The 26181-nt window shown below is 40.2% G+C and carries 25 protein-coding genes and 1 pseudogene; 22 read left to right on the top strand and 4 right to left on the bottom strand.

What is annotated here, in order from left to right; all coding sequences use genetic code 11:
* The first annotated feature begins 115 nt into the window (after window positions 1-115).
* A complete protein-coding gene (locus BPR_RS11660) occupies window positions 116-451 on the top strand; it encodes a hypothetical protein (RefSeq protein ID WP_013281692.1) in 336 nt (111 codons plus the stop codon).
* Between the two features lie 134 nt (window positions 452-585).
* Entirely contained in the window at window positions 586-1788 is a 1203-nt protein-coding gene (gene glf / locus BPR_RS11655) for a UDP-galactopyranose mutase (RefSeq protein WP_013281691.1), read from the top strand.
* 158 nt (window positions 1789-1946) lie between these two features.
* Here glf and fliD read toward each other — a convergent pair whose 3' ends face one another.
* On the bottom strand, window positions 1947-3248 hold the full coding sequence (fliD, locus tag BPR_RS11650; protein WP_042257003.1) for a flagellar filament capping protein FliD: 1302 nt from the start codon (window positions 3246-3248) through the stop codon (window positions 1947-1949).
* Window positions 3249-3565: 317 nt separating this feature from the next.
* On the opposite strand from fliD, the gene rpmG reads away from it, so the two are divergent.
* From rpmG to BPR_RS19940, 7 genes and pseudogenes are all read left to right on the top strand, one after another.
* A complete protein-coding gene (gene rpmG / locus BPR_RS11645) occupies window positions 3566-3715 on the top strand; it encodes a 50S ribosomal protein L33 (protein ID WP_013281689.1) in 150 nt (49 codons plus the stop codon).
* A gap of 36 nt (window positions 3716-3751) precedes the next feature.
* Complete coding sequence (gene secE / locus BPR_RS11640) at window positions 3752-4015, top strand: preprotein translocase subunit SecE (RefSeq protein ID WP_013281688.1); 264 nt, start codon at window positions 3752-3754, stop codon at window positions 4013-4015.
* Between the two features lie 35 nt (window positions 4016-4050).
* Window positions 4051-4692: a transcription termination/antitermination protein NusG gene (gene nusG, locus BPR_RS11635; RefSeq protein WP_013281687.1), complete on the top strand. Its 642-nt coding sequence runs from the start codon at window positions 4051-4053 to the stop codon at window positions 4690-4692.
* 224 nt (window positions 4693-4916) lie between these two features.
* The gene (gene rplK, locus BPR_RS11630; protein ID WP_013281686.1) at window positions 4917-5342 is read left to right on the top strand and encodes a 50S ribosomal protein L11; all 426 of its coding nucleotides are present in this window, start codon (window positions 4917-4919) and stop codon (window positions 5340-5342) included.
* 13 nt (window positions 5343-5355) lie between these two features.
* A complete protein-coding gene (gene rplA / locus BPR_RS11625) occupies window positions 5356-6045 on the top strand; it encodes a 50S ribosomal protein L1 (RefSeq protein ID WP_013281685.1) in 690 nt (229 codons plus the stop codon).
* 87 nt (window positions 6046-6132) lie between these two features.
* Window positions 6133-6576, top strand: coding sequence for a hypothetical protein (locus BPR_RS19945; RefSeq protein WP_143754300.1), 444 nt, complete (start codon window positions 6133-6135; stop codon window positions 6574-6576).
* Window positions 6577-6666: 90 nt separating this feature from the next.
* Window positions 6667-7422: pseudogene (locus tag BPR_RS19940) on the top strand (CapA family protein); the annotation flags it as partial.
* 13 nt (window positions 7423-7435) lie between these two features.
* Here BPR_RS19940 and bilS read toward each other — a convergent pair.
* Window positions 7436-7975, bottom strand: coding sequence for a flavodoxin family protein BilS (bilS, locus tag BPR_RS11615; protein WP_013281682.1), 540 nt, complete (start codon window positions 7973-7975; stop codon window positions 7436-7438).
* 226 nt (window positions 7976-8201) lie between these two features.
* On the opposite strand from bilS, the gene trkA reads away from it, so the two are divergent.
* From trkA to BPR_RS11600, 3 genes are all read left to right on the top strand, one after another.
* A complete protein-coding gene (gene trkA, locus BPR_RS11610; RefSeq protein WP_013281681.1) occupies window positions 8202-9563 on the top strand; it encodes a Trk system potassium transporter TrkA in 1362 nt (453 codons plus the stop codon).
* A gap of 15 nt (window positions 9564-9578) precedes the next feature.
* On the top strand, window positions 9579-11012 hold the full coding sequence (locus BPR_RS11605) for a TrkH family potassium uptake protein (RefSeq protein WP_322786858.1): 1434 nt from the start codon (window positions 9579-9581) through the stop codon (window positions 11010-11012).
* A 143-nt stretch (window positions 11013-11155) separates the two neighbouring features.
* Complete coding sequence (locus tag BPR_RS11600) at window positions 11156-11746, top strand: hypothetical protein (RefSeq protein ID WP_013281679.1); 591 nt, start codon at window positions 11156-11158, stop codon at window positions 11744-11746.
* A gap of 79 nt (window positions 11747-11825) precedes the next feature.
* On the opposite strand, the gene BPR_RS11595 is transcribed toward BPR_RS11600, so the two are convergent.
* Both BPR_RS11595 and BPR_RS11590 read right to left on the bottom strand, forming a co-directional pair.
* Window positions 11826-12653, bottom strand: a complete 828-nt coding sequence (locus tag BPR_RS11595; protein ID WP_013281678.1) for a TraX family protein — start codon at window positions 12651-12653, stop codon at window positions 11826-11828.
* Between the two features lie 47 nt (window positions 12654-12700).
* On the bottom strand, window positions 12701-13852 hold the full coding sequence (locus tag BPR_RS11590; RefSeq protein WP_013281677.1) for a DUF3048 domain-containing protein: 1152 nt from the start codon (window positions 13850-13852) through the stop codon (window positions 12701-12703).
* A gap of 264 nt (window positions 13853-14116) precedes the next feature.
* Between BPR_RS11590 and feoB the strand changes: the two genes are divergently transcribed.
* The 10 genes from feoB to BPR_RS11540 all read left to right on the top strand — a co-directional run bounded on the left by feoB (window position 14117) and on the right by BPR_RS11540 (window position 26167).
* Entirely contained in the window at window positions 14117-16480 is a 2364-nt protein-coding gene (gene feoB, locus BPR_RS11585; protein WP_013281676.1) for a ferrous iron transport protein B, read from the top strand.
* Between the two features lie 129 nt (window positions 16481-16609).
* A complete protein-coding gene (locus BPR_RS11580; RefSeq protein ID WP_013281675.1) occupies window positions 16610-18214 on the top strand; it encodes an MBL fold metallo-hydrolase RNA specificity domain-containing protein in 1605 nt (534 codons plus the stop codon).
* 49 nt (window positions 18215-18263) lie between these two features.
* On the top strand, window positions 18264-19115 hold the full coding sequence (gene thyA / locus BPR_RS11575) for a thymidylate synthase (protein ID WP_013281674.1): 852 nt from the start codon (window positions 18264-18266) through the stop codon (window positions 19113-19115).
* Window positions 19116-19173: 58 nt separating this feature from the next.
* Complete coding sequence (locus BPR_RS11570; protein WP_013281673.1) at window positions 19174-19668, top strand: dihydrofolate reductase; 495 nt, start codon at window positions 19174-19176, stop codon at window positions 19666-19668.
* A 42-nt stretch (window positions 19669-19710) separates the two neighbouring features.
* Entirely contained in the window at window positions 19711-20634 is a 924-nt protein-coding gene (locus BPR_RS11565) for a diacylglycerol/lipid kinase family protein (RefSeq protein WP_042257968.1), read from the top strand.
* 154 nt (window positions 20635-20788) lie between these two features.
* Complete coding sequence (locus BPR_RS11560) at window positions 20789-21826, top strand: hypothetical protein (protein WP_042256999.1); 1038 nt, start codon at window positions 20789-20791, stop codon at window positions 21824-21826.
* A gap of 43 nt (window positions 21827-21869) precedes the next feature.
* A complete protein-coding gene (locus BPR_RS11555; protein WP_013281670.1) occupies window positions 21870-22883 on the top strand; it encodes an HD-GYP domain-containing protein in 1014 nt (337 codons plus the stop codon).
* A gap of 82 nt (window positions 22884-22965) precedes the next feature.
* A complete protein-coding gene (locus BPR_RS11550; protein WP_013281669.1) occupies window positions 22966-24168 on the top strand; it encodes a DUF362 domain-containing protein in 1203 nt (400 codons plus the stop codon).
* A gap of 70 nt (window positions 24169-24238) precedes the next feature.
* Window positions 24239-25195 carry a leucine-rich repeat protein gene (locus BPR_RS11545; RefSeq protein WP_013281668.1) on the top strand — a complete coding sequence of 319 codons (957 nt, stop codon included), beginning with the start codon at window positions 24239-24241 and terminating at the stop codon, window positions 25193-25195.
* Between the two features lie 18 nt (window positions 25196-25213).
* Window positions 25214-26167 carry a TIGR01212 family radical SAM protein gene (locus BPR_RS11540; protein WP_013281667.1) on the top strand — a complete coding sequence of 318 codons (954 nt, stop codon included), beginning with the start codon at window positions 25214-25216 and terminating at the stop codon, window positions 26165-26167.
* The last annotated feature ends 14 nt before the right edge of the window (window positions 26168-26181 follow it).

Genomic DNA, 26181 nt, shown 5'->3' with positions numbered 1-26181 from the left:
TTGATAAATTTTTATTGGAAAATTCCCTTAAAAAGTGAATGACGAAAAAACGTCTATGTGGTAGACTAGTGTAGCAAAAGGAAAGAAATATAAGAATTATTTAGGAGGTAATGGCATGACAAAAGCAGAGATTTTAAAGAAGGAAATCTTGCAGCAGTATAAGAGTGTCAGACAGTTCGCAATTGATATGTCTATTCCATACAGCACACTGGTAACAGCACTTGATAGAGGAATCGAGGGAATGGCTTACGGCACAGTTATTAAGATGTGTGATCGTCTTAACCTTAACCCGGTTGATTTCTCAACACTTGAGCAGGGCTCAGATCTTGGCAAGAAGATCGTTGAGAACCGTGTAATGCAGCAGTATGTTAAGCTTAACAAGGCTGGACGTAAGAAAATCCTTGACATGATGGGAGACTTCTCTCAGCTTGACAAGTATCAGGCAGACTGATCTGTAGCAGTCAGTTTATAGCGAGATTAGTAAGGGATGCAGTTTTCTGCATCCCTTTTTCGTTTTATACTGTGATTATGATATAATTATCTGGCTGGTTATATTTACAGGATTATTTTTGAGGAGCATGAAATATGAAGTATGATTATTTAGTTGTTGGCGCCGGACTTTTTGGAGCTGTATTTGCACATGAGATGGCAGTACAAGGGAAAAATGTGCTGGTAATAGATAAAAGAGATAATGTGGCAGGTAATATCTATACCTATAATAAGATGGGTATTAATGTTCATCAGTATGGCGCACATATATTCCACACATCAGATAAGGAAGTATGGGATTATATCAATGAGTTTGCTGAGTTTAACAACTACATTAATTCTCCTGTAGCGGTATATAAGGATGAATTATATAATCTTCCTTTTAATATGAACACCTTCAGCAAAATGTGGGGGATCAAGACTCCGCAGGAAGCAAGTGATATTATCAGTAAGCAGGCTGAGGAAGAGATTTCCCGTATTAATAAGGAAAAGGGAACGGACGAGTTCGAGGCAACTAACCTTGAAGAGCAGGCTCTTTCACTTGCAGGAAGAGATATCTATGAGAAGCTGGTTAAAGGCTATACTGAGAAACAGTGGGGAAGGGATTGTACAGATCTTCCGGCCTTTATTATTAAACGTCTTCCGATGAGATTTACCTATGATAATAATTACTTTAACGACAGATATCAGGGTATACCTATTGGCGGATATACTGCTGTAATAGAAAAGCTCCTTCTTATGGCAAAGGATAATGAGATTCCTTTTGTTTCCGGAAGCATCACAGTTAAGACGGGCGTTGACTATTACGACTTTATTAAGATGAGTGGCAATGTTCCGGCAACTCCTTATGAGTCTGTGACAGGAGATTCTTTTGATAAGATTCTCTTTACTGGAATGATCGATGAGTTCTTTGGATATAAACTTGGAACTCTTGAATACAGATCACTTAGATTTGAAACACAGGAACTTCCTGATGTGGATAACTACCAGGGAAATGCCGTTGTAAATTACACAGAAAGAGAAGTTCCTTACACAAGGATAATTGAGCATAAGCATTTTGAATATGGCAAGGGAGCAGGAACTATCATAACCAGAGAGTATCCTGCAAACTGGAAACATGGAGATGAACCATATTATCCTATGAACGATGATAAGAATAATGAGCTTTATTCCAAGTATGCAGAGATGTCCAAAGAGTATCCGAATATCCTCTTTGGAGGAAGACTTGGCCAGTATAAGTACTACAACATGGATCAGGTAATTAGAGCTGCTCTTGATATGGCAAGAGAATGCAAATAATAACAGGTATTAATGACAATAGCGGCGAGCAATGAGCTCGCCGCTATTCGTTGCCTAAGGTTCAGACAACTTTATAATTTCAAATCATAGCCCTGCAGTGCTATGATCGAAGCCTGAGGCACAGCAATTGGTTTAAATACTGTGGGTCAGGTTTTCTTTTAACAATAATTGTTGAACATCATTCCGGAATACTCGCTTGTAATATAAGGAGAAGATGTATCTTTATTATCCGGATTCTTGTAATTAACTACCGGTCTGTCTACATATTTCATAGGATCAACAGATATTTCTTTGGCTTTATCAATCAGAGCACTTGAAAACTGTTTGACCGGAGCAAGTGAAATATCACTTTCTGCACCTGAAATTGCCTGTGTCAGAAGTTCATCATCTATAGAAAGCGTTCCGTCGGCTTCCAGGTTGATTCCTGTATCAGTCATGGTAGACATGTACTGTTTGGCTATTCCTACTATTTCAGATTTGAGCTTGTCACTCTTAAACTTGACATCTTTATCACCGGCTGCATCTTTTACAAAGCCATTGTAATTATCAATCAGTGAACTGATATGCTTCTTGAGCGCTTCGTTATCTTTTTTGACACCTACAAAAACAGGTTCGGTAGTTGTGGGGCCCTGAAGGGTTAATTCAAATTTACCGCCAACTGTGAATCTGTTGGAGATTGAGGACTTCTCTTCGCCATTTAATGTAAAGTGCGCATTGGATGCGGGGGCGGACACCTGATCAAGACCAAGGTGTGCAACGGATCCGACTGCAAGTCCACTGGATGATTCATACACTTCAAACTGACTTGATTCGCCGGCGCGAAGACCTGTCTTGGTTGAAGTGATCTGAAGAGCACTTCGCCCCTGTGAATCCTCTATAATATTAGATGCAAGACCTATATTAGCCTTGTTGATCAATTTAGATATCTTATCCTGGATGTCTATGTTTCTGTCAGTCTGATAAATACTGAACTGGAATTCAAATTCCTGTTTGCCGACACGAACATCAAAAGCGTAATCCTTGGCCGGAAGACCGAAGGAATCCTTTTGAAGGAAGCGACCGGTGTTGACCTGGGCTGATGCAAGTGATGATACTTCGATCACAAAACCTGTCTTGCCAATGTCTTCATCCGGAGTCTTACCTATATAAGAAGCAACAACTTTTTCTTCATCACTGGTGTAACCGGAAGTGTGATCAAGAGATAACTTATCTTCCTGATTATTAAGCCCAATGATATTACCTTGAAGCTGCCTTGCTCTTTCTTTTATTTCAATTGCGTCATTGCGCGATTTATCGTCATCTGTTAAAAGATAAAGAGGGGAGTTCTTATTGATTCTTGCAATAGACTTATACACATCCCGAAGCTCATCTTTTCGATGAGTATCAGCATGTGCCACATCTTTGGATACATAATCTTGTATGAAATGGTTATAAGCGCCATTTAAAGAAATGCCTGCCATAATGCCCCTCCTTTCTTCCTTGATAACATGCGAATATATATTCTGCCATTCCATTGGCATCTGTCGCATTAAGGGCATATCTAGCCACGTTTAGTTACTTTTATTCTACTAAAAACAATGCAAATGTCAATGAAATAATCATGAAAAATGAACGATTTAATAAAAATGTTATAATTATGATTGGAAAACCGTTGACGTATGCAAAAGACTATGATATATTAGACAAGCGACATAAGATTTACGTCTTTTTTTTATGCAAAAAAATATGTTTTGTGGCGCGAAGTATAGTATAGATTAAAACGCCCGGAGGTGAGATAATGCGTACAAGAATTACACTGGCATGCACAGATTGCAAGAATCGTAACTATGACACAACTAAGGATAAGAAGACACATCCTGATCGTGTTGAGATGAAGAAGTATTGCCCATTCTGCAAGAAGCATACATTACATAAGGAAACAAAATAATCGTTTCCCTATATTAATTAGGAGGTTGCTACGGGTATGGAAGAGACCAAAGCAGTATCAAGCAGTTCCAATACTACTGCCAAGAAGAAGGCTAAATCTAAGGACGGAGTTTTCTCTAAGATTGCAGACTTCTTTTCAGGGGTTAAGGCAGAGTTTGGAAAGATTATATGGCCTACAAAAGACGATATTATTAAGCAGACAACTGCAGTAGTTGTTGTTTCTGCTATTTGTTGCGCACTGATCGCAGTATTGGACATTGTGTTTGAATATGGAGTGAACTTTATTACTTCTATATTTTAAGTAGGACACATATTCACTTTTATAAAGGAGATAATATGTCAGAAGAAATGGAAAAGGATCTTGAATTAGATTCTGCCAACACAGTATCTGAAGAGGTATTATCAGATGCTTCTGAGAACCAGGAAGCTACAACAGAGGCTGGCAATGCATCAGCCAATGAGAATGCTCATTGGTATGTTGTTCACACATATTCAGGCTATGAGAACAAGGTTAAAGCTAACCTTGAGAAGACCATCGAGAACAGACATCTTGAGAATCAGATTCTCGAGGTAAGAGTTCCGCTTCAGGATGTAGTCGAAGTTAAGAATGGTGCTCGCAAGAATGTCCAGAGGAAAATGTTCCCAGGCTATGTTCTTGTCAACATGGATATGAATGACGAGACTTGGTATGTTGTTCGTAATACACGTGGTGTAACTGGTTTCGTAGGACCGGGAAGTAAACCTGTTCCTCTTACTGATGCAGAGATCAAACCTCTCGGTATTAAGACAGATACAATTTCTGTTGACTTCGGCGTTGGCGATGAGATTGCAGTTATCGCTGGTGTTTGGAAGGATACAGCAGGTGTTGTACAGAGAATGGATTTTGGTAAGCAGACAGCTACTATCAATGTAGATTTGTTTGGCCGTGAGACACCGGTTGAGATTTCATTCGCTGAAGTTAGAAAAATTGATTCATAATTATTAAGGTATTTGGATGCTTGAGCATCTGGATATATAGCCTGCATTGCAGGCACGTAACCGCTGAGTGGGAGCAAGACCCGGCATGTATATTATACATGTAGTTGGCGCTGCCTCCGGTGATGAGTTTTGGTCGAGATATGATCGAGACTGGTTAACTGAACCACTGGAGCAAGACTAACGTGGGCGATTGCGCCGACCACATATTTTCAGGAGGTGCCATAATGGCAAAGAAAGTCGAAGGATATATTAAGTTACAGATCCAGGCTGGTAAAGCAACACCAGCACCACCAGTTGGACCAGCACTTGGTCAGCATGGTGTAAACATCGTTGAATTCACAAAGCAGTTCAACGCTCAGACAGCAGATAAGGGTGACGTTATCATCCCTGTTGTTATCACTGTTTATGCAGACAGAAGTTTCACATTCATCACAAAGACTCCACCTGCAGCAGTTCTTCTTAAGAAGGCAGCTAAGATTCAGAAGGGATCAGGAGTTCCTAACAAGACTAAGGTTGCAACTATTTCTAAGGAAGAAATTAGAAAGATTGCAGAGACAAAGATGCCAGACCTTAACGCTGTTGACATCGAGGGTGCTATGAGCATGATCGCTGGTACAGCACGTAGTATGGGTATCGTAGTAGAAGACTGATGGAGGATGAGAGATGAAACACGGAAAGAAATACGTAGAAGCTGCTAAGCTTATTGATAAGACTCAGCAGTATGAAGCTGCAGAAGCTATCGCTCTTGTTAAGAAGTCAGCTACTGCAAAATTTGATGAGACTGTAGAATTACACATCAGAACAGGCTGTGATTCACGTCACGCTGATCAGCAGATCAGAGGCGCTGTTGTTCTTCCTAACGGAACAGGTAAGACTGTTAAGGTTCTTGTTTTCGCTAAGGGAACAAAGCTTGACGAGGCTCAGGCAGCTGGTGCTGATTATGTAGGTGGCGAGGAGCTTATTCCTAAGATCCAGAACGACGGATGGCTTGATTTCGACGTTGTAGTTGCAACACCTGATATGATGGGCGTTGTAGGACGTCTTGGTAAGGTACTTGGACCTAAGGGTCTTATGCCAAACCCTAAGGCTGGTACAGTAACAATGGATGTTACTAAGGCTATCGCTGATATCAAGGCTGGTAAGATTGAGTACAGACTTGACAAGGCTAACATCATCCACGTTCCAGTTGGTAAGGCTTCTTTCACAGAAGAGCAGCTTGAGCAGAACTTCAACGCTCTTATGGATGCTATCACAAAGGCTAGACCAGCATCTGTTAAGGGTCAGTATCTCAAGAGCATCACTCTTGCTACAACAATGGGCCCTGGTGTTAAGGTTGTATCTAACAAGTACTAATTAGTATATCTAGAGCTATCAAAGCCGTCGCATTTTGCGGCGGCTTTTTTTTCTGCTAATATGACAAAGTGTGGTATACTTATTCACATGGGGAAAAGAGACAGAAATAATTACAATGATTATGATGATTATGACGATTACAAGAATTCTTCAGGGGGATATGTAGTCAGAAAGGCTTTTGTAGTATTTTTACTGACACTGGCTGTCATTTTTTGTATTGGAATTCCAATTTTATTAATTGCAAATAACAGACAAAATGGCCCAATTGAGAATCCAATTGATTATTCTTTTGCCGGTAAATGGGAGAAAATACCTGAGGCGGATAAAATAGAGGAACCGGTGATCACTTTGGATGAGAATGACAAGGTGGAAATAGTTATTCCTGATGAAGATGTCGATTATACGCAGGTTATCAGCACGTTGGATGACAGTTGTGTCACAATTGGTTTTGCAGGAGACATTCTATTTGATGATAACTATGCTGTTGGCAATGCCTTCAAAAACCATGGCAATTCTGCAGTAGGTGTGTAGGAGACAGTCTCTCAATAGGATGAGACTGTTGATATCATGATGTCATAACGAGTTCCATATCCTCCGTGGAATTCCAACGAAGGAAAGACATATACGTTCAGGGCAAGGCCGGAAACAGCTAATATTCTTAATGATATGGGTGTGGATATTGTTGGGCTTGCCAATAACCATGCATATGATTATGGAAATCAGGCTCTTTTGGATACCTTTGATATTCTTGATTCTACAGGGATTAAATATGTGGGTGCCGGCCATAATATTGATGAGGCTTCGCATACTGTGTACTATGTCACAGAAAGTGGTATGAAAATAGCCATTATTTGTGCGACTCAGATTGAAAGAATTACAAACCCGGACACTAAAGAGGCTACAGCTGATTCTGCCGGAGTCTTCAGATGTCTGGATGATTCTCTTTTACTTCAGAGAATAAGAGAAGCCAAGGAGAAAAATGCATACGTAATAGTTTTTGTGCATTGGGGAACAGAGAGTACTACAGAGATTGATTATCTTCAGAGAGATCAGGCAGCAGAATTTGCAAGTGCGGGGGCCAATCTTATAATTGGTGGTCATCCTCATGTACTACAAAAAATAGACTACGTAGGAAATGTTCCAGTAGTCTACAGTCTGGGAAACTATATTTTTAATTCCAAAACGCTCGATACCTGTATGGTAATAGCAACTTTGCATAATGACGGAGCTGTCAATTTACAGTTTGTTCCGGCTATTCAGAGCGATTGCCGGGTTAATGAAGCTTTTGGAAGTGAAGCTCAACGTATAATCGGTGATATGAATGCTATGTCATCTAATGCTTTGATAGATTCAAATGGCTACATAAGCCATAAATAAAACAAGTGATTTGTTATACATGTAATAGTGATTCTTTGGCCTGCAGATAGCACTCATTGACGAATTGATGTGCTCTTTGCAGGTCTTCTCTTGAAGGATGATTTTTGGCTGAATCGAAAATCTTAATAATCTGATCTATTTTCTCATCATCGCACTTTCCTCTGTAGGATTCATACTTGGCTCGTAGTTCATCTGTCATTTTACCCTGACAAAAGTATGAGCCAAGATAGTTATTATCATCAGAAATCCACACACTTGCATTTTGCTCGAGCAAAGAGTAGTATCCTTTTGCATTTCCTGTTCCGCAGGTTCCGAACAGTGCAATATTGCGATGATTAAGTGAGGAGAGTATATCTATAATTTCAAGTGTACATGAGCCTCTGTTGGCCCAAAAGCCTATAAAGTATGTTTCTGCATCAAGAGTTCCGTTCCAGGTCCGCACGTCAACTAATGCCTTATCTTTTTTGGAGGAAGGTAAAGCTTTATATATTTCTTCAGCTAGTTTTTTGGTGTTGCCAGTTTCACTGGCATAAATAACCAGATATTTGAGCATACTAAACCCTTCATGGACCGGAAAAACCACTTTTAACAAGTTCATTTTATGTTCAAAGCACCGCAAATACAAGAAACAAGGGATTAGATTAATCTTAAAAATCAATAATAGCCTGTGAACAAATACAAAAGAGTATAAACTAATAGTGATTGCGCAGTGAGTTGATTTAAAGGGTGGGGATGATATAATGTAATGTGGATTTATGTGTTTATAATGGAGGATGAATATGCATATTCTGATTGTGGGCTGCGGCAATGTAGGACAGACACTGACAAGGCAGCTTAGCAAAGAAGGACATAATATAACAGTTATAGAGGAAAAGAGTAGTGTTCTTCAAAATGTAGTTAATAACTACGATGTTATGGGAATTGTTGGCAATGGTGCCAGCTATTCTATCATGAAGGACGCAGGTATAGAAACTGCAGATCTTATGATTGCGGTTACTGATTCTGACGAGCTTAACCTTTTGTGCTGTCTGATTGCCAAGAAAGCAGGTAACTGCCATACTATAGCGAGAGTACGCAATCCTATATATAAAAAGGAAATCAACTTTATTAAGGAAGAATTGGGACTTTCCATGGTAATCAATCCAGAGGAAGCTGCAGCCAACGAGGCTGAGCGTCTTTTGAAATTCCCTTCAGCAACTAAGATTGAGACTTTTGCCAGAGGAAGAGCTGAGATGGTTAAATTTATCATCGATGAGAATTCCAGACTCTGCAATAAGGCTCTTAAAGATATTCCTGCGGATCTTCGTAAGCAGGTACTTATTTCTATTGTCAGCAGAGGAAATGAAGTATTTATCCCTGATGGAAATACAGTTCTTCATGCAGGAGATGAGGCTACAGTTTTTGCGTCCAGCAGAAATACAATTAACTTCTTTAGAAAGCTTGGACTTCCTACTGCCAAAGTACATTCTACAATGATAATTGGAGGAGGAGAGACGGGCTTTTATCTGGCTCAGAATCTTCTTTCTCTTGGAATAAAGGTTACTATTTTTGAAAGAGATCCTGCAAGATGCAAGGAATTGTCAGATCTTTTACCACAGGCTCTGATCATATGTGGTGATGGAACTGACAAGGATATGCTCCTTGAAGAAGGTGTAACAAGTGTGGAATCATTTGTTTCACTGACTAACCTTGATGAAGAGAACATTATGCTCTCAATGTATGTGAAGAGCATCAATCCCAAGGCAAAGCTTATTACCAAGGTACACAGAGTTGACTATGGTGATATCATAGGCTCACTTAATATTGGAAGTATCATTTATCCCAAGAATATTACTGCTGACAGAATTGTTCAGTTTGTTAGAGGAATGTCTGCGTCCAAGGATAGTAATATTGAGACTCTTTATAAGCTTAATGATGAGAGAGTTGAGGCGCTGGAGTTCATAGTACGCGGAGGAAGCCAGGTTGTAGGAGTTCCGCTTTCTCAGCTTCATCTAAAAAAAGGTATCCTTATTGCGTGCATAAACCATTATGGTGAAATCACTTCTCCAAGTGGTGACAGTGTTATAAGAGATAGAGATTCAGTTATTGTAGTTACTACAAGAACCGGATTAAAAGATATAAATGATATTTTGGAGAATTGATAAATGAATTACTCAATGATCAGATTTATTCTGTTTAGACTGTTGAGGATCATGGGAACTCTTTTTACATTGCCTCTGATTGTTGCTCTTGTTTACAAGGAATATGACAGTGCAATTTCTTTCTTGATCCTTGCGGCTGTATGTTTTGTTGTCGGAACGATTTTTACTATTAAAAAGCCTGCAAATAGAGTTATTTATGCAAAAGAGGGATTTGCTATAACCGCTGTTGCGTGGATTGCAGTCAGTATGATGGGAGCGGTTCCTTTTGTAATAACAGGAACAATTCCAAATTATATAGATGCTCTTTTTGAGACTGTTTCCGGTTTTACTACTACCGGAGGCAGCATATTAACAACTGTTGATAACATTGAAAAGAGTGTTCAGTTCTGGAGAACATTTACTCACTGGATTGGTGGAATGGGAGTTTTGGTCTTCCTTCTTGCTGTTGTGCCTATGGCAGATGGATATAGTATGCATCTGATGAGAGCTGAGTCTCCGGGACCTGTTGTTGGTAAGATTGTTCCCAAAGTAAAAGACACAGCTAAGATTTTATATATCATATACTTTGGAATTACAGTTACAGAGATAGTTTGTCTTATTATTTCCGGAATGCCAATATATGATGCTATAACTATTTCTTTTTCTACTGTTGGAACGGGTGGTTTTGCAGTTCGCGATACCGGAATGATGGGATACTCCCTGGTGAGTCAGGCGATTATCATTTTGTTTATGGCCCTTTGCGGAATCAACTTTACTGTTTATTATTTTCTTCTCAATAGAAAGCCCAAAGAGGCATTTGCTATTGATGAAGTCAAATTCTATCTGGGAACAATGCTGATTTCTGCAGGAATCATAGCTTTTAATGTATACAGAAGCGGGTGTGTGACTGATCCGAGACTTGCCTTTCATCATTCGCTTTTTTCTGTGGCTTCTATTATGACTACGACGGGTTTCTGTACACTGGATTTTGATACATGGCCTATGCTATCCAAGCTTATGTTAGTGGTCCTTTCTCTGATAGGAGCTTGCGCCGGATCTACCGGCGGTGGATTTAAATTTTCCAGAGCTCTTATAGTTATCAGAAATGCCAGAAATGAGCTGAATTTCATTGTTCATCCCAAGGCTGTTAAAAGAGTCTACATGGACGGACATTCAGTAGAAGGAACAACAGTTAAGTCAGTTACAGCTTATCTTGGAATTTATGTAATTACATTCATAGCATCAACACTGATAGTTGCACTTGATAACTTTGATTTTCAGACAACTGTGACTTCAGTAGTTGCTACGCTTAATAATATAGGTCCCGGACTTGGTATGGTAGGGCCGACAGGTAATTATTCTCAGTTCTCATATCTGTCCAAACTGGTTCTGATGTTTGACATGCTTGCGGGCAGATTGGAGCTTTTGCCTATTTTTGTAATACTCAAGCCTAAGACCTGGAGAAGATAAGTTGAAATATTGATAAAAATCAGACTGCAATAAATCTAAAATTTTTATAAACAAAAGTTAAATTTATTATTGCTAATTGTGTCCAAACTGTGATAATATTTAGTAGGTTTTGTGAAAAGACAATTTATAAGTAGGTGATTTTTATGAAGAATACGAGGAAGTGGCTATTTGCATTCCTTGTTTCTGTACTTTTTATATGCTGTGTTGCGTTTGGCATAACAGCCTACTCTCGTAACTATAGTGGCAATGGTATGGATATGGACGACGAGGTGCGTTCGGATGCTGTATACACGCTTAATGGTTATCTCGGCATGGAAGATAACAGTAGTGCCGGGGGAAGAGAGGCAAGTGTTGCCGAACATAATATAGATGATGGCGTAGGCAGACTTACTCAGAGAGTTACTATAGTAAGTGATGGAAATGTTCTTCCGATAAGTGGTACAGTTACTAAGATGCAGGATGCTTTTTATCCGGGGACATATGTAGTAAGATTCAGCAATAAGGCAATATTGACTTCAGAAGCTACAGTTAAGGTCAGAATTGATGTTGCCAAGGATGATCAGGTATATATTTTAACCGGAGACAAGGATAAGGGATATACACAGGTAGAAGTGGTTACAGCTGATGAAGATAATTGTGTAACTTTTGATACCGGTGTTATTCAGGATTATACGATATCCAAGACGGATATTATTAGTGCACAGGCTGCTATGGCCAGTGTGATGGCGAATTGAATAAGAATACTATGAAAAAGAGCGGACTTAACATTGAAAGTCCGCTCTTTTTTCATAGTATCGGTAAATGAATTTGTATTCACAGAACCATCTGATATTTGCCCCATATGATGCACCTTATAATGTATATCAGTGTCAGATGCACAGGGTAGAAGAGGTAAAAGAAATACTTAAGCCAGCCGAGTTTCCTGCCTCTCTTATGATTGTATAGAGCCATAAGGATAAAACCGGGAAATGCCAGGTATTCTATTCCTAACTGTGAAATAAAGACATATCCGGCCAAAATACGCAAATATTCATATTTCTGCAAAACATAGAAAATAGTGATCAGAAGGACTCCGTAAAAGTCATAATCGGAGTTGATCCTGTAAGCAATAACGCACCCTATGAGGGTTATAACAGCTGCTGCAAGAAATGATAATAGCGGTGGAATATTTTTTTCTTTTATCAAGCGGACAGTAGCATCAATTGCCCAGATGACCAAAAGACCAATAAGCAAAGTGAAGAACACATTACACTGATAATTTAAGAGATAGCTGTTGGCTTCAAGAGCCTCTATGATATTTATGTTAAATATTTCTTCCTCAGCATAGAAGATGAGGTCGAAAGGTATTTCAGAGATTATACCAAAAAGAAGCAGACTAAGAGCATATCTTAGCCTGCTTCTGGTATGTATGAAGCCTTCTACGAGGAGAAAACAGAATATTGGAAAAGCTATTCTGCCGATTCCTCTGAGAATAATATATATAGTGTTGAGTTCATTGGCAGTGAGATCTCCGGAATACAAACCATTACGAACAACAGGAAGCATAATGCCTGCTGTTAAATGATCAATCAACATAGTTATACAAGCTATAATCTTAAGAGTGTTTCCGTTGATTTTCTTGAATCTGTCTAATACCTGCATTTTATTCTCACACTAAATTTAAAAAATTTACTATTTATTATGGCTTATTACTGAAGTGTTATGCTATCCCATGAATCAGAAGGGATGAGTGAAATATAAGTCTTACCTGTGTTGATCTGGAGCTCATCACCGTTGTCATCATAATACTTGGTAACACCTGTCTCACTTGTCTTGGACCATGCAATGATCTTGGCTTCGCCATTAGTGAGATACCATCCAAGCTGACCTTCACTGATGCAGTTGTAGATGAGGTAGCCGTTATCATCGAGCTGAGTGAAGCTGCAGTTCTGAAGAATTACATTCTTGAAACTAAGTGGTGCTCCATCCTCTGCATCTTCATGTCTCTCACCATACTCATAGTACTCATACTCTTTGGTATCAGCATTGTAAACAAGCTGTGATGAGTTGTGTTTGAATGGAAGAGTAACTACTGTTCCAGGGTATGTATTGGAGTATTTCTCTGAGAGAACAAGCTCCTTGCCGTACTCAACAAAGTTGAAGTGGCTTCCTGGGTTAGCGTACTCGTTATATGTAGCAGAAATATTGAATTTCTCAATATCTGACTCGAGATCACCGGGTAAGATATATTCTGTAAACTCTCTTGCCTTACCATTGTTAACTCTTGAGAAATAACCGGAGAGGTGATCAGCAGCCCAAGGATTAGCAAAGTAAGCGTCATTGTGGTAAGGACCACCGTCATGACAAAGAATTGCGTTCCACTCTGAAGCGAGAAGGATGTTGGTAGGACGAGTACTTCTGATACTTCCGAGCTGCTCAATGCTGCCCCAATCCTTAACTACGCACATGAGACGAGTGATCCTGTCATTCTTGGTGCTGTTCATAAGTTCATATACAACATCTGCCTCAGATGTTCCATAGTGAGGAAGAGCAGTAAGTTCATTGTCAACCATAGCAGCTATAGGACGCTGATCCTTGATGGATTCGCTGATTGGCTCACCTGTAAGTTCGCTGAAATACATTCCCTCAGGAAGCACGTAAGGTTCACCACTTGCTACTTCCTCTGTAGCAGCTTCTGAAGCTGTATCGGTATTTGTTGTTTCTGAGTTGATTGGTTCAAATGAAACACCTGAAGATGTGCCATCTGCAGTATCTTCCGCACCGCAGGCTACCATGGAAAGTACCATAGCTGAGCAGAGCAGGGAAGCTACAACTTTTTTGCCATATGTTCTAATATGCATTACTTGTAATCTCCTTATAAAAAGTTAAAACATAATTTACCTACGAAATCGCATAGTGAAGCAATTTTAAATCATAGATAATCTTTATTTTAACAAATATATAATATTTGAGCAACCCTGTAATCCGGAGGCGAAAAAGTGAAGTAAAAGTGATATAGTTAAGGAAAGATAAAATGTTATGTATAATGACGTGTGTAAAAAATATAGATTCCTGTTTTTCTGAGAGAAAACAATAATCTATAGTGTAGTAGTGAGGAGTTTTTTGTGACTTTAAGAGAATTAAAAATTGGCAAATCGGCAAAAATCATAAGTGTTGGAGGAGAGGGAGCTCTACGTCAGCACTTTTTGGATATGGGCGTGATCCCCGGAGCAGAACTTACTGTGATCAAGTATGCACCTATGGGAGATCCGCTTGAGATTGAGATCCAGGGCTATAGGCTGACCCTTCGCCTTGCTGAGGCAGAGCAGATAGAAATTGAAGAAATTGCAGAACTTAGTAAGGAAACAACTAATAAAAGTGAATTAGATAAAAACGACCCTGTTAAAAAGAAAACAGTCCATCCGGGCCTTGGTGAAACCGGTATTTATCATCCCAAAGGAAGCGGAAATCCTCTTCCTGACAGGACAACTCTTACATTTGCGCTTGTAGGTAACCAGAATAGTGGTAAGACGACTCTTTTTAACCAGCTTACTGGATCCAAGCAGCATGTTGGAAACTTCCCTGGGGTTACAGTAGACCGCAAGGATGGCGAGATCAGAGGCTACAAGAATACGCTTATTACAGATCTTCCGGGAATTTATTCCATGTCTCCCTATACAAGTGAAGAGATAGTATCCCGTAATCATGTCCTCAATGAGAAGCCTACAGCTATTATTAATATTGTAGATGCTACAAATGTTGAGCGAAACCTCTATCTTACCATGCAGCTTTTGGAGATGGATGTGCCGACAGTAGTTGCCCTTAACATGATGGATGAGCTTAAGGGAAATGGCGGAGTTGTTGACATCAACAGGATGGAAGAGATGCTTGGAACTCCTGTAGTTCCTATTGCTGCAGCCAAAAATGAAGGCGTTGATGAGCTTATAACGCATGCACTCCACATTGCCAAGTATCAGGAAAAACCTCTTGAGCAGGATTTTTGCTCCAAGGATGATAATGGCGGAATTGTTCATAAATGCCTGCACACTGTCATGAACCTTATTGCAGATAATGCCGACAAGGCGGGACTTCCGCTTAGGTTTACTGCCAGCAAGGTTGTGGAGGGTGATGCACTAATAATAGATAAACTTGCTCTAGATGATAATGAAAAAGAAGCAATTGAACATATCGTCTCTCACATGGAAAAAGAGACAGGACTTGATAGAAGCGCTGCCATTGCAGATATGCGCTTTAAGTATATTCGCAAGGTATGCCAGAGTTGTGTGACCAAGCCAAAAGAGAGCAAAGAACAAATCCGCAGCAATAAAATAGACAGGATCCTTACAGGAAAATATACTGCAATTCCTATGTTCATCTTGATAATGGGACTTGTCTTTGTGCTGACATTTAACGTTATAGGAGCCTGGCTTCAGGGAATACTCGAGGAGGCTATTGGAGCACTCCAGGGTATTGTCGGAAATGCCATGCAGGCGGGAGGCGTTAACGCTGTTTTACAAGGCCTGGTAGTAAAGGGAATATTTGAAGGCGTCGGCAGTGTTCTTAGCTTCCTTCCTATAATAGTAGTTCTTTTCTTCTTCCTGTCACTTATGGAGGATAGTGGATATATTGCCCGTGTGGCTTTTGTTATGGATAAGCTCCTTAGAAAAATAGGTCTCTCCGGCCGAAGCATTGTGCCGCTACTAATAGGTTTTGGATGCACAGTTCCTGCTGTAATGTCAACGAGAACGCTTCCTAGTGAGAGAGACAGGAAGATGACAATTGTACTTACTCCGTTCATGAGTTGTACAGCCAAGCTTCCGATATATGCATTTTTTGTAAATGCCTTCTTCCCTGGAAAAGGCGGACTGATTATCACTGCATTATATGTTTGGGGAATTGTTATTGGAATCTTCAATGCTTATATATCCAAGAAAACTGTATTTAAGGGAGAGCCGGTGCCATTTGTCATGGAACTTCCAAATTACAGACTGCCGAGCCCCAGAAGCGTAATGCAGCTATTGTGGGAGAAGTCCAAGGACTTTATACAGAGAGCTTTTTCGGTAATCTTTATAGCAACAATTGTTGTATGGCTGCTTAGTAACTTTGACCTTCATTTTAATCTGGTAGCTGATTCAAAAGAGAGTATACTTGCGTTTATTGCCGGAATAATCGCACCGGTATTTGCGCCGCTTGGACTTGGAGACTGGAGAATATGTACATCGCTTATCAGCGGATTTATAGCTAAAGAGAGTGTTGTATCTGTTTTGGGAGTTCTTTTTGTTGACGGGGTTGAAAAATCTTTGTCAACAGTTACAGCCATTACTCTCTTGGTATTTAGCTTGCTGTACACACCATGTGTTGCTGCTATTGCGGCTATCAAAAGAGAGCTTGGCAAGAAATGGGCAATTGCAGTTGTGCTGTGGCAGTGCGCTGTGGCATGGATCGTTGCATTTGCTGTAAGACTGGTAGCTCTTTTGATAATAAGATGATCGTCATGGTATGATATAGGTGTCAAAAGTCAAAATTGTACATGCCTGCATGTCATACTAATTGACTTATGGTGCGAGTAATTCGTATATCAAAGATATAAAAATAAACATAAAGGCAAGGTGTTGCGTATGAAACTGACCTTTATCGGTGCAGATCATGAGGTGACGGGAAGCTGTCATTTTATTGAGGCCTGCGGGAAAAATATCCTTGTGGATTACGGAATGGAGCAGGGAAAAGACTACTTTGAAAATGTTTCTCTTCCAGTGTCCGCTCCGGAAATTGATTATGTTTTTCTGACACATGCACATGTTGATCATTCGGGTAATCTTCCGCTTCTATATTCCAAAGGTTTTAGAGGCAAGATATATTCGACTGATGCCACAGCTGACTTGTGCAATATTATGCTCCGCGACTGTGCTCACATCCAGATGCAGGAAGCGGAGTGGCGTAATCGTAAGGCTAAGCGAAGCAGAGATATCGCTCAGATTGAGCCGGCCTACACAATGGAAGATGCTGAGAAAACTATTAAGGCTTTTGTTCCATGCGGATACAATCAGGAAATTGAAGTCTGTGAAGGTGTTAAGATCAGATTTACGGATATTGGACATCTCCTTGGTTCTTCCAGTATTGAAATTTGGCTTACAGAGAAAAACGTCACCAAAAAGCTCGTCTTTTCAGGTGATATAGGTAACAAACAACAGCCTCTTATCAGAGATCCACAGCCTACGCATGATGCGGATTATGTTGTTATGGAATCGACCTATGGAGACAGACTTCATGCGACGGAGAAACCTGATTATGTAAGAGACCTGGCCAGAATACTGGATGCAACATTCCAGAGGGGAGGCAATGTAGTTATTCCTTCCTTTGCAGTTGGCAGAACTCAGGAAATGCTGTATTTTATCAGAAAGATCAAACTTGAAGGATTGGTCAAATCTAATCCGAATTTCCCTGTGTTTGTGGACAGTCCTCTAGCTGTAGAAGCTACTGAGATTTTTGAAGATCATCAGTATGAGTGCTACGACGAAGAGGCCATGGAGCTTGTCAAAAAGAGAGTTAATCCGGTAACATTTCCGGGACTTAATCTGGCGATTACTACTGAGGAATCAAGGGCAATCAATGAAGACCCTGAGCCTAAGGTCATTATTTCAGCTTCCGGAATGTGCGAGGCAGGCAGAATAAGACACCACCTCAAGCACAATCTGTGGCGCGAAGAATGTACTATTTTGTTTGTGGGATATCAGTCGATTGGCACAACCGGAAGAGCTATAATAGACGGCGCTGACCAGATCAAGTTGTTTGGCGAAACTATTGATATAAAAGCTCAGATTTGTAAACTTGAAGGCCTGTCAGGACATGCTGATAAGAACGGCCTTATTGACTGGCTTAAGGGCTTCGATGTTAAAAGACCGGATAGAGTATTTATTGTTCATGGAGAAGACAGTGTATGTACTTCTTTTGCCCAGTGCTTACGAGAGGAGTATGGGTACAATACATATGCGCCTTATAGCGGAACAGAATTTGATATTATTTCAGGACAGATCCTCAAAGAGGGCATTCCGATTCCTGTTAAAAAGAAAGAAGCGACGCTTGTTTCTGATGTTTATGCAAGACTTAAGGCAGCAGGCGCAAGACTTATGGGCATCATAGCAAAGAGCGAAGGAATGACCAATAAGGATAAGGCTAAGTTTGCAGATCAGATAATCGCACTTTGTGATAAGTGGAGTAAATGATAGCCGGAATCGCAGGGAATTATAAATAAAAGTTTGAATAGGGGAAAATATGAGCAGAGCAGATGAGATTTTTATAAATATGTGCAAGGATATTCTTGAGAATGGGACATCAACTGAAGGAGAAAAAGTCAGACCCCATTGGCCTGATGGTACACCTGCCTATACTATCAAGAAGTTCGGTGTCGTCAACAGATATGACCTTTCCAAAGAGTTTCCCATAATGACTCTTAGAAAAACTGCGCTTAAGAGTGCTACAGATGAGATATTGTGGATTTATCAGAAAAAGAGTAATAATATTCATGATCTCAATAGCCATATTTGGGATGAATGGGCAGATGAGACCGGCTCTATTGGTAAAGCCTACGGTTATCAGATTGGGCAGAAGAGTATTTACAAGGAAGGCGAGTTTGATCAGATTGACAGAGTTATCTACGATCTTAAGAATAACCCATTTAGCCGCAGAATCATGACCAATACCTATGTCTTTTCTGATCTTCACGAGATGAATCTTTATCCATGCGCGTATTCAGTAACATATAATGTTACACAGAAAAAGGGTGAGGATAAGCTGACTCTTAACGCTATTCTCAATCAGAGGTCACAGGATGTACTGGCTGCCAATAACTGGAATGTTGTTCAGTATGCGGTTCTGGTACATATGCTTGCTCAGGTGTGTGATATGAACGTAGGTGAGCTTGTGCATGTAATTGCAGATGCGCATATTTATGACAGACATGTTCCGCTTATCAAAGAACTTATAGAGCGTAAGCCTCTTCCTGCACCTAAATTCCATCTGAATCCTGATATCAAGGATTTCTATGAGTTTACCAGAAATGATGTATCACTTGAAGGATATGAAGTGGCGGGTGAGCAGCTTAAAGATATTCCGATAGCTATCTGAGCATTTGCGCATAAATGAGTATATTGCCAGTAATATCAACATATTAAGAGGAGAATGTATGAAAGCAATCGTAGCAGTAGATTCCAACTGGGCAATTGGAAACAAGGGACAGCTCCTTGTCAGTATTCCGGCTGACCAGAAGAACTTTAGAAATGAAACGATAAATAAGACAATAGTATATGGAAGAAAGACACTTGAGACTTTTCCACAGAGGGTTGTTCTTCCAAAGCGTAACAATATTATTCTTTCTGCCAAAAAGGATTATAGGGTAAAAGATGCAGCTGTGGTCCACTCAAGACAGGAACTTCTTGATCTGGTATCTGATCTTGATACAGATGAGGTTTATATCATTGGCGGCGAGAGCGTTTACAGAGAGTTTATAGATCTGTGTGATACAGCAATTGTCACATTTATAGATAAAGAGTTCGAGGCTGATACCTATTTTCCTAATCTGGACAAGGATCCTGATTGGGAGATGGCAGATGAGAGCGATGAACAGGTTTATTTTGATCTGACCTACACTTACAGAACTTATAAGAGAATTTCCAAGTGATCCGGTGACACCTACAGACTTATGGACGTGATAAAAGTGAGCATGGATAAGAGAAAAAAAGCATTAGTTCTTATAAATAAAACATCAGGCATGGGTAAGGCAGGTAATGACACGATAGAGATTGCAACAAAACTTGCAGCTAAAGGATATGAACCTATAATCTATCCTATTATCCCGGGAACAGACCTGACTTCTGAGACTCTTGTTGAAGAGTATGGCGGGCAGGTAGATATGATTTTATGCAGTGGCGGTGATGGCACGCTCAATCATGTAATGAATTCCATGATGAGTCTTGATAAGAGACCGCTTTTGTCCTTCATTCCATCCGGAAGTACTAATGATTTTGCCAAGGGGCTGGGAATTCCAAGCGTAAGATCCAAAGCCCTGGAGGTTGCGGTTAATGGCAAGCCTATAAGTTATGATGTTGGAAGGATGAATGACAGATTTTTTAACTATGTGGCTGCATTTGGCGCCTTTTCCAAGGTGAGCTATGCGACTGATCAGGATCTTAAAAATGTTCTTGGCTACGCTGCTTACGTTATAAGCGCCATAGCTGAACTTCCGCAGAACATCGGCTATAGCTGTCATATGAAGATAGAGGCCGATGACATATCTGAGGAAGGGGATTATATTTTTGGTGCTGTCAGCAACTCAGCCTCAGTTGCCGGAATGACTCTTTTTGCTGATGCAGATATCAAACAGGATGACGGGCAAATGGAGCTCCTTCTCATTAGGGCGCCCAGGAATCTCGCAGAGTTCAATGCTGTTATTGCGGCACTTGCTACCAGAGAACCCGATAATCCATATATCACATACAAGCAGGTGACATATGCAAATCTTTTGGCTGACGAGGAAGTTGAGTGGACGCTTGATGGAGAATTTGGTGGAAGCTACCGCGAGACCAGAATAGAAGTAATAAGTAATGCTATGAAAATAATGACTAAGGATTCCGGAAACCGGGACTGAAAAAAACAGGATGTACAGGGATTTATGCAGGTCGCAGTAGTTGTGACCTGCATTTTTTATAAAAAAACAATTAACGATAAAGAGATGAAACCTGAACATGATATAATAAAATATGCACCTATTGCCTGTACTTTTCTTACGAAAGGAACGCGTAATGAAAAAAATATGTGATTGCGTTGATGGGAATATGGATGTTCTCATGTATGACAATACGATCAAAAAGGTCCGTGATCTGTGCAAAGACGATATTGTCTATTCAGTTAGTTATGATGGTGAAGATCTGACGTTTACAAGGGGAACAATCCTTGAAGTAAACAGAAGGAAGAGCTCTGCAGTCAGGATAACACTTAGTGATGGCAGAATTCTTATCAGTAGTCCGTGCCATCAGTGGCTTTCCCAGTCAGGATGGCTTTTGACATATGATGATAGTGAGGCTTCTAATTCTTTTCTTTTCCTGCAGGAAAACACTTATATGCAGGGAATATATCGAAATATTCCGTTAAACATTAAGGAAAGCAAACTGTATATGGCAGGGTATCTTATAGGTGTTGAAGTATTCGGAAAGAGTCTGGTTCCGCTAAGAGGCGGTGAATATGCGGATTTTGTGAGCCCGGATATAGAAGTGACAAGACGTGTATATAACTATTACAAGTACTTTGGGGTTGAAACATCCCTATCTGATTTCTGCGCTACCAATCTTGATACTAATGAGATTTTTGCAACCAAGAAACTAAAGGCTTCGTACAAAGATGTACTGAAATTGTCAGAAAAATATGTGGTAAATAAAGAAAATGAAGAGTTTAGAAGAGGCTTTGTAGCCGGGCTTTATGACTCGGCGGGAACCGTTAATCCTATAAAAAAGAGTTTAAAGAGCCTGAAAAAGGACTTCCTGGAGATACTTGAAAAGGGATTGAAACAGTATGACTTTGACTATTCCTATAGAAGCGAATTCTGGGAAGGCGCTTTGCTAGGAGGCGCGCCGGAACTGATAAGATTCTACAACATATTTAAACCTGTTAATAAGCTGCCTGTTGAAAATATTGAAGCTTCTAATATCCATCAGGAAAATAACAGGATTGTAAGTATAGAAGAAATCAGAAGTGATAATCTGTATGAAATTGTAACTACTTCAAGGAATTTCATCGCAAACGGAATAGTAACTCATGATTGTGCAGTAATTGATCAGAACTGAAACCTTTCGGACACGATTCTGATATAAGCTGATTGAGGTAACTATGAGATATATCAATGTTAAAGATCTGACTCCGGGAATGATCATTGCGAATAACCTCTATGATAATAATGAACTGGTTCTTCTCAAGGCAAATACGGAGCTTACACAATTTTATATAGACAGGATAATAGGTCTTGACTACGATGGCATCTACATTTTTGATCAGGGTGATGTAGAAAAGGCGAAATCTATAGTATCCGATGAAACCAGAATTAAAGTGATCGGCAAGCTCAAAAAACTTGACATTGACGCTTGTATGTTTCTGGCAAACAGTATAGTGAATGAAATCCAAAACTCAGATTCACTGATAATAGAACGCGTTACTCTTAGTAGCTATGACAATTATACCTATGTTCACAGCGTAAATGTAGATATCCTTTCGGTCATAATAGGAATTGGGCTCGGACTTAGAAATGAGGAACTTAATAAGCTCTCTCAGGCAGCTCTTTTGCATGACATAGGAAAATGTGATGTGCCTGTTGAGATAATAAATAAGCCTGCGAGACTGACTCCGGAAGAATATGAAGAGGTTAAAAAACATCCTCAGTACGGGTTAGAGCGCCTTCGGGCCAAAGAAAAAGGCGGCGATGATATAGCTGCGGTAATTAAAAATGCAGTTTATTCACATCACGAAAACTGGGATGGATCCGGTTATCCAAGAGGACTTATAGGAGAAAAAATACATCTTTTTGCAAGGATCATCCATGTTGCGGATGTCTATGATGCCCTTACTACCAAAAGAGCTTACAAAAATGCCCTAAACCCGGCTGATACTTTGGAATATCTTATGGCTAATACCGGGATAATGTTTGACAAGGATATTGTCAGTACATTTCTGCAATATGTGGCTCCATATCCTATTGGCTGTACTGTCCTTCTTTCTGACGGTCAGCAGGGAGTGATAAGTGAAAATAATCGGATAAATCTTCCAAGACCAAAAGTTAAATTGTCTAATGGCACAATTATTGATCTCACAGAAAAGCTGGATGTGACGATAATAAGTATTTTGATGTAAAGACTGTGAAAAATAATGAATCCGAAGGGTATGTGTGATAGTATTGTAGGGACTAAAAAAGTAAAAGGATATGGAAAAATAGTTGGGAAACAGTAATTTTGAAAGAGTTGCTATTGAAAAGTGCAGCTCTTACGGTTATGCAGAGATTAAGACAGCAGTGGACAAAGCCCTTGATGATATTGGAGGGCTTTATTTTGTGAAGAGTGGTATGACAATTGGAATTAAGGCCAATCTTGTTTCTGCCATGGCGCCTGAGAAATCGGCTACAACTCATCCGATGATCCTGAGAAGGCTGTGTGAGAGATTGCTTGAACTTGGTGCAAGTGTAGTTATAGGTGATAGCCCCGGAGGTCTTTATACTCCTCCTTTTCTCAAGAATGTATATAGGACCTGCGGTCTTGAAGATATGGTCAAAGAGCTTGATCCAAGCGGAGAAAAAGTCAGGCTTAACGATGACTACTCCATATGTTCCGGAGAGTTTCTTAAGGCGGTATCTCTTAAGACTTTTATCTTTACCGGATGGCTCAACAAGGTGGATGCGATCATTAATGTATCCAAGCTCAAGACTCATGCGATGATGGGGATGAGCTGTGCAGTAAAGAACATGTTCGGCACAATACCCGGAGCTACCAAGCCTGAATACCACATGAGATTTCCTAATGAGCAGGCATTTGCCAATGTAATGGTGGATTTAAATGAGTTTTTTAAACCGGTATTATATGTGGTTGATGCGATAGATGGCATGGAAGGAAACGGACCTACAGCCGGGGAAAAGAGACACATAGGGGCTGTACTTACATCCCGTAAGCCTTATGCCCTTGATATGGTATGCGCAGACCTCATAGGAATGGGATATTCCGATGTGCCTACTCTGGTTGCTGCCGGAGAAAGAGGCCTTGGCCCTAAAAATGTAAGTGAAGTAGAAATTACAGGATGCGCAGTTTCTGATGTCAAGGTAAGTGATTTTAAGCGAGCTACGATACATCAGAGCATAACCTTTGAAGGCAAAGGAATTAAGGGCGCAATTGCATCTGTTGGTATCAAACTTGTGTATAATACCAAGCCAATGGTCAGGGCTTCTGAGTGCATTGGCTGCAAAAAGTGCTATGAAACCTGCCCCGCCAAGGCAATTACCATGGTAGATTCCGGCAAGAACAAAATTCCGCAGATTGACAGGAGCAAGTGCATCAAATGCTTCTGCTGTCAGGAGTTTTGTCCTAAGGGAGCTATGAAGGTACACTATAATATACTTGGCAAGCTCGCAAACCGTATAAACCACATATAATGGCGCAGATGCAATTAGCTTACATCTGCAGGCGGCTTTTGCGTGAAGATATCTATGACTGGAAATATCTATGTTTTTATATGAATTAGTTAAAGATAAAAAAGACAATCATGAATATATAGAAATAACAGGCTACGAAGGAAGTGTAACAGATCTCGTTATCCCTGATGAAATTGACGGAGTGAAAGTGGAGTCTATAGGAAGTCATGCTTTTTCATCCCGCGATGATCTTAAGTCAGTTCAGATTCCTGAAACTGTAAGGATACTTAGAAGCTATGTTTTTCACAATAGTAGAAACCTTAAGAAAATCTCACTTTATGACAGCATAGATGATTATTATGACGGAGTTGTCAGGCAGTGCGATAGTCTTGAGGAAGTTGATATAACAATTAACCGCAGCTGGTTTGAAGTTATGAGAAACTTTTTATCTGACAGCGATAGGGCGATACGCTTTGTAATACATGATAAGTTTGCAGCCGGAAATGATCATGACATGGGAAAAGCTGAGGGAAGCAGTATCGAAGCTATGTTGTCTTTTCCCGGATATGTTTATGATTTTAATGAGAATACTATGGCGAGAACTATCCAGTTTTCTATTGCAGGAGCAGGTTATGCCTACAGAGAATGCGTGGATAGGAGGAAAATAGACTTTCGCCAGTATGACAGTCTTTTTGCCAAGGCTATGATCGACGGAGGAACTATCTGCCAGGACATAGCCATAGGAAGGCTCTTATACCCTCTTGAACTTGAGGAGAGATTCAGGGCATCATATGCAGAGTATGTCAGGAACAATGGAACTGATATTTTGAAGCGGTTTATAGATCTTGCTGCCGGAAATACTGAGCAGCTTGCTTTTTTGGGAAAACTTTTGGAAAAAGATGATAAGGGTAATGACCGTTTTTCTGATAATGACATTGAAAAAGCTGTGGAATATGCAGCTACCAAGGACAATCCGGCTGTCACATCTCTTTTTATGGAAAAGACAAGAAAGGCAAGCGTAGGTAGCGAATTTTCATTTAAATTTTGATTAGAAGAAATAGTTTTTATGGCAATTAAGTTATCAACATATCTTAAGAATACATATGGCGAAAAAGTGTACAGATTATCCCTGTCTTCAGGCTGCGGATGCCCTAACAGGGATGGAACAGTTGGAACAGGGGGCTGCACATTTTGCTCTGAAGGCGGATCCGGCGAGTTTGCCGCGGGAGCCGGTAATGGATTTAGAAGGACTTCTGATCTTAGTGATGAAGACATTATTACGATACTTGATAAGCAGATAAGTGAAGCCAAATCCAAGGTCATGAAAAAGAGCGATGCCAGAAAGTTTATAGCCTATTTTCAGTCTTTTACCAATACCTATGGGGATTCGGAGTTTCTGCGAAAACTCTATACTGCTGCTATATCGCGGGATGAAGTGGTCATACTGTCAATCGGGACAAGACCGGACTGTGTTGGCCCTGATATAGTGGCCATGTTAAAAGAGCTTAATAATATCAAACCAGTGTGGGTGGAACTGGGACTTCAGACTATCCATGACGATACAGCAAGGGCTTTTAACAGAGGATATGATCTCGAATGCTTTATAGATGCATACCGACGCCTTAAAGAAGCCGGATTATCTGTGATTGTTCATCTGATAATGGGGCTTCCGGGAGAGAACCGTGAGGACATGCTGGAATCAGTGCGGTTTCTGGCTGATCTCAGGCCGGAGCTTGACGGGATCAAGATTCAGAACCTTCAGATACTGAAAGGGACAGTAATGTATCAGCAGTATCTTGAGGATAAAGAGCGCGGTGAAGGAAGATTCCATATAATGTCAATGGAGGAATATACTGATCTTGTGGCTGAGGCAATAGCTCTTTTACCGGAAACAACTGTGATCCATCGCATGCAGGGAGATGGGCCGAGGAAGCTATTGGTAGAGCCTCTCTGGAGTCTTGATAAAAAGAGGGTTCTCAATATGCTGACAGCCAAGACCGGGAATGTACTAGGCATATAGTTAAGAAATAAATA

This window comes from Butyrivibrio proteoclasticus B316 (assembly GCF_000145035.1).
GTDB lineage: Bacteria > Bacillota > Clostridia > Lachnospirales > Lachnospiraceae > Butyrivibrio > Butyrivibrio proteoclasticus.
This window is presented reverse-complemented; position numbering and strand designations above follow the sequence as displayed.

Excerpts from the sequence above, each read along its gene's own strand:
- BPR_RS11570 (WP_013281673.1), top strand. The coding sequence starts at position 19,174 with ATGAAAGCAATCGTAGCAGTAGATTCCAACTGGGCAATTGGAAACAAG.
- BPR_RS19945 (WP_143754300.1), top strand. The coding sequence starts at position 6,133 with ATGGGGAAAAGAGACAGAAATAATTACAATGATTATGATGATTATGAC.
- rplA (WP_013281685.1), top strand. The coding sequence starts at position 5,356 with ATGAAACACGGAAAGAAATACGTAGAAGCTGCTAAGCTTATTGATAAG.
- rplK (WP_013281686.1), top strand. The coding sequence starts at position 4,917 with ATGGCAAAGAAAGTCGAAGGATATATTAAGTTACAGATCCAGGCTGGT.
- BPR_RS11545 (WP_013281668.1), top strand. The coding sequence starts at position 24,239 with ATGTTTTTATATGAATTAGTTAAAGATAAAAAAGACAATCATGAATAT.
- BPR_RS11605 (WP_322786858.1), top strand. The coding sequence starts at position 9,579 with ATGATCAGATTTATTCTGTTTAGACTGTTGAGGATCATGGGAACTCTT.
- trkA (WP_013281681.1), top strand. The coding sequence starts at position 8,202 with ATGCATATTCTGATTGTGGGCTGCGGCAATGTAGGACAGACACTGACA.
- BPR_RS11580 (WP_013281675.1), top strand. The coding sequence starts at position 16,610 with ATGAAACTGACCTTTATCGGTGCAGATCATGAGGTGACGGGAAGCTGT.
- BPR_RS11600 (WP_013281679.1), top strand. The coding sequence starts at position 11,156 with ATGAAGAATACGAGGAAGTGGCTATTTGCATTCCTTGTTTCTGTACTT.
- BPR_RS11660 (WP_013281692.1), top strand. The coding sequence starts at position 116 with ATGACAAAAGCAGAGATTTTAAAGAAGGAAATCTTGCAGCAGTATAAG.
- secE (WP_013281688.1), top strand. The coding sequence starts at position 3,752 with ATGGAAGAGACCAAAGCAGTATCAAGCAGTTCCAATACTACTGCCAAG.
- glf (WP_013281691.1), top strand. The coding sequence starts at position 586 with ATGAAGTATGATTATTTAGTTGTTGGCGCCGGACTTTTTGGAGCTGTA.
- rpmG (WP_013281689.1), top strand. The coding sequence starts at position 3,566 with ATGCGTACAAGAATTACACTGGCATGCACAGATTGCAAGAATCGTAAC.
- BPR_RS11565 (WP_042257968.1), top strand. The coding sequence starts at position 19,711 with ATGGATAAGAGAAAAAAAGCATTAGTTCTTATAAATAAAACATCAGGC.
- BPR_RS11590 (WP_013281677.1), bottom strand. The coding sequence starts at position 13,852 with ATGCATATTAGAACATATGGCAAAAAAGTTGTAGCTTCCCTGCTCTGC.
- BPR_RS11540 (WP_013281667.1), top strand. The coding sequence starts at position 25,214 with ATGGCAATTAAGTTATCAACATATCTTAAGAATACATATGGCGAAAAA.
- BPR_RS11595 (WP_013281678.1), bottom strand. The coding sequence starts at position 12,653 with ATGCAGGTATTAGACAGATTCAAGAAAATCAACGGAAACACTCTTAAG.
- BPR_RS11555 (WP_013281670.1), top strand. The coding sequence starts at position 21,870 with ATGAGATATATCAATGTTAAAGATCTGACTCCGGGAATGATCATTGCG.
- bilS (WP_013281682.1), bottom strand. The coding sequence starts at position 7,975 with ATGCTCAAATATCTGGTTATTTATGCCAGTGAAACTGGCAACACCAAA.
- BPR_RS11560 (WP_042256999.1), top strand. The coding sequence starts at position 20,789 with ATGAAAAAAATATGTGATTGCGTTGATGGGAATATGGATGTTCTCATG.
- thyA (WP_013281674.1), top strand. The coding sequence starts at position 18,264 with ATGAGCAGAGCAGATGAGATTTTTATAAATATGTGCAAGGATATTCTT.
- nusG (WP_013281687.1), top strand. The coding sequence starts at position 4,051 with ATGTCAGAAGAAATGGAAAAGGATCTTGAATTAGATTCTGCCAACACA.
- fliD (WP_042257003.1), bottom strand. The coding sequence starts at position 3,248 with ATGGCAGGCATTTCTTTAAATGGCGCTTATAACCATTTCATACAAGAT.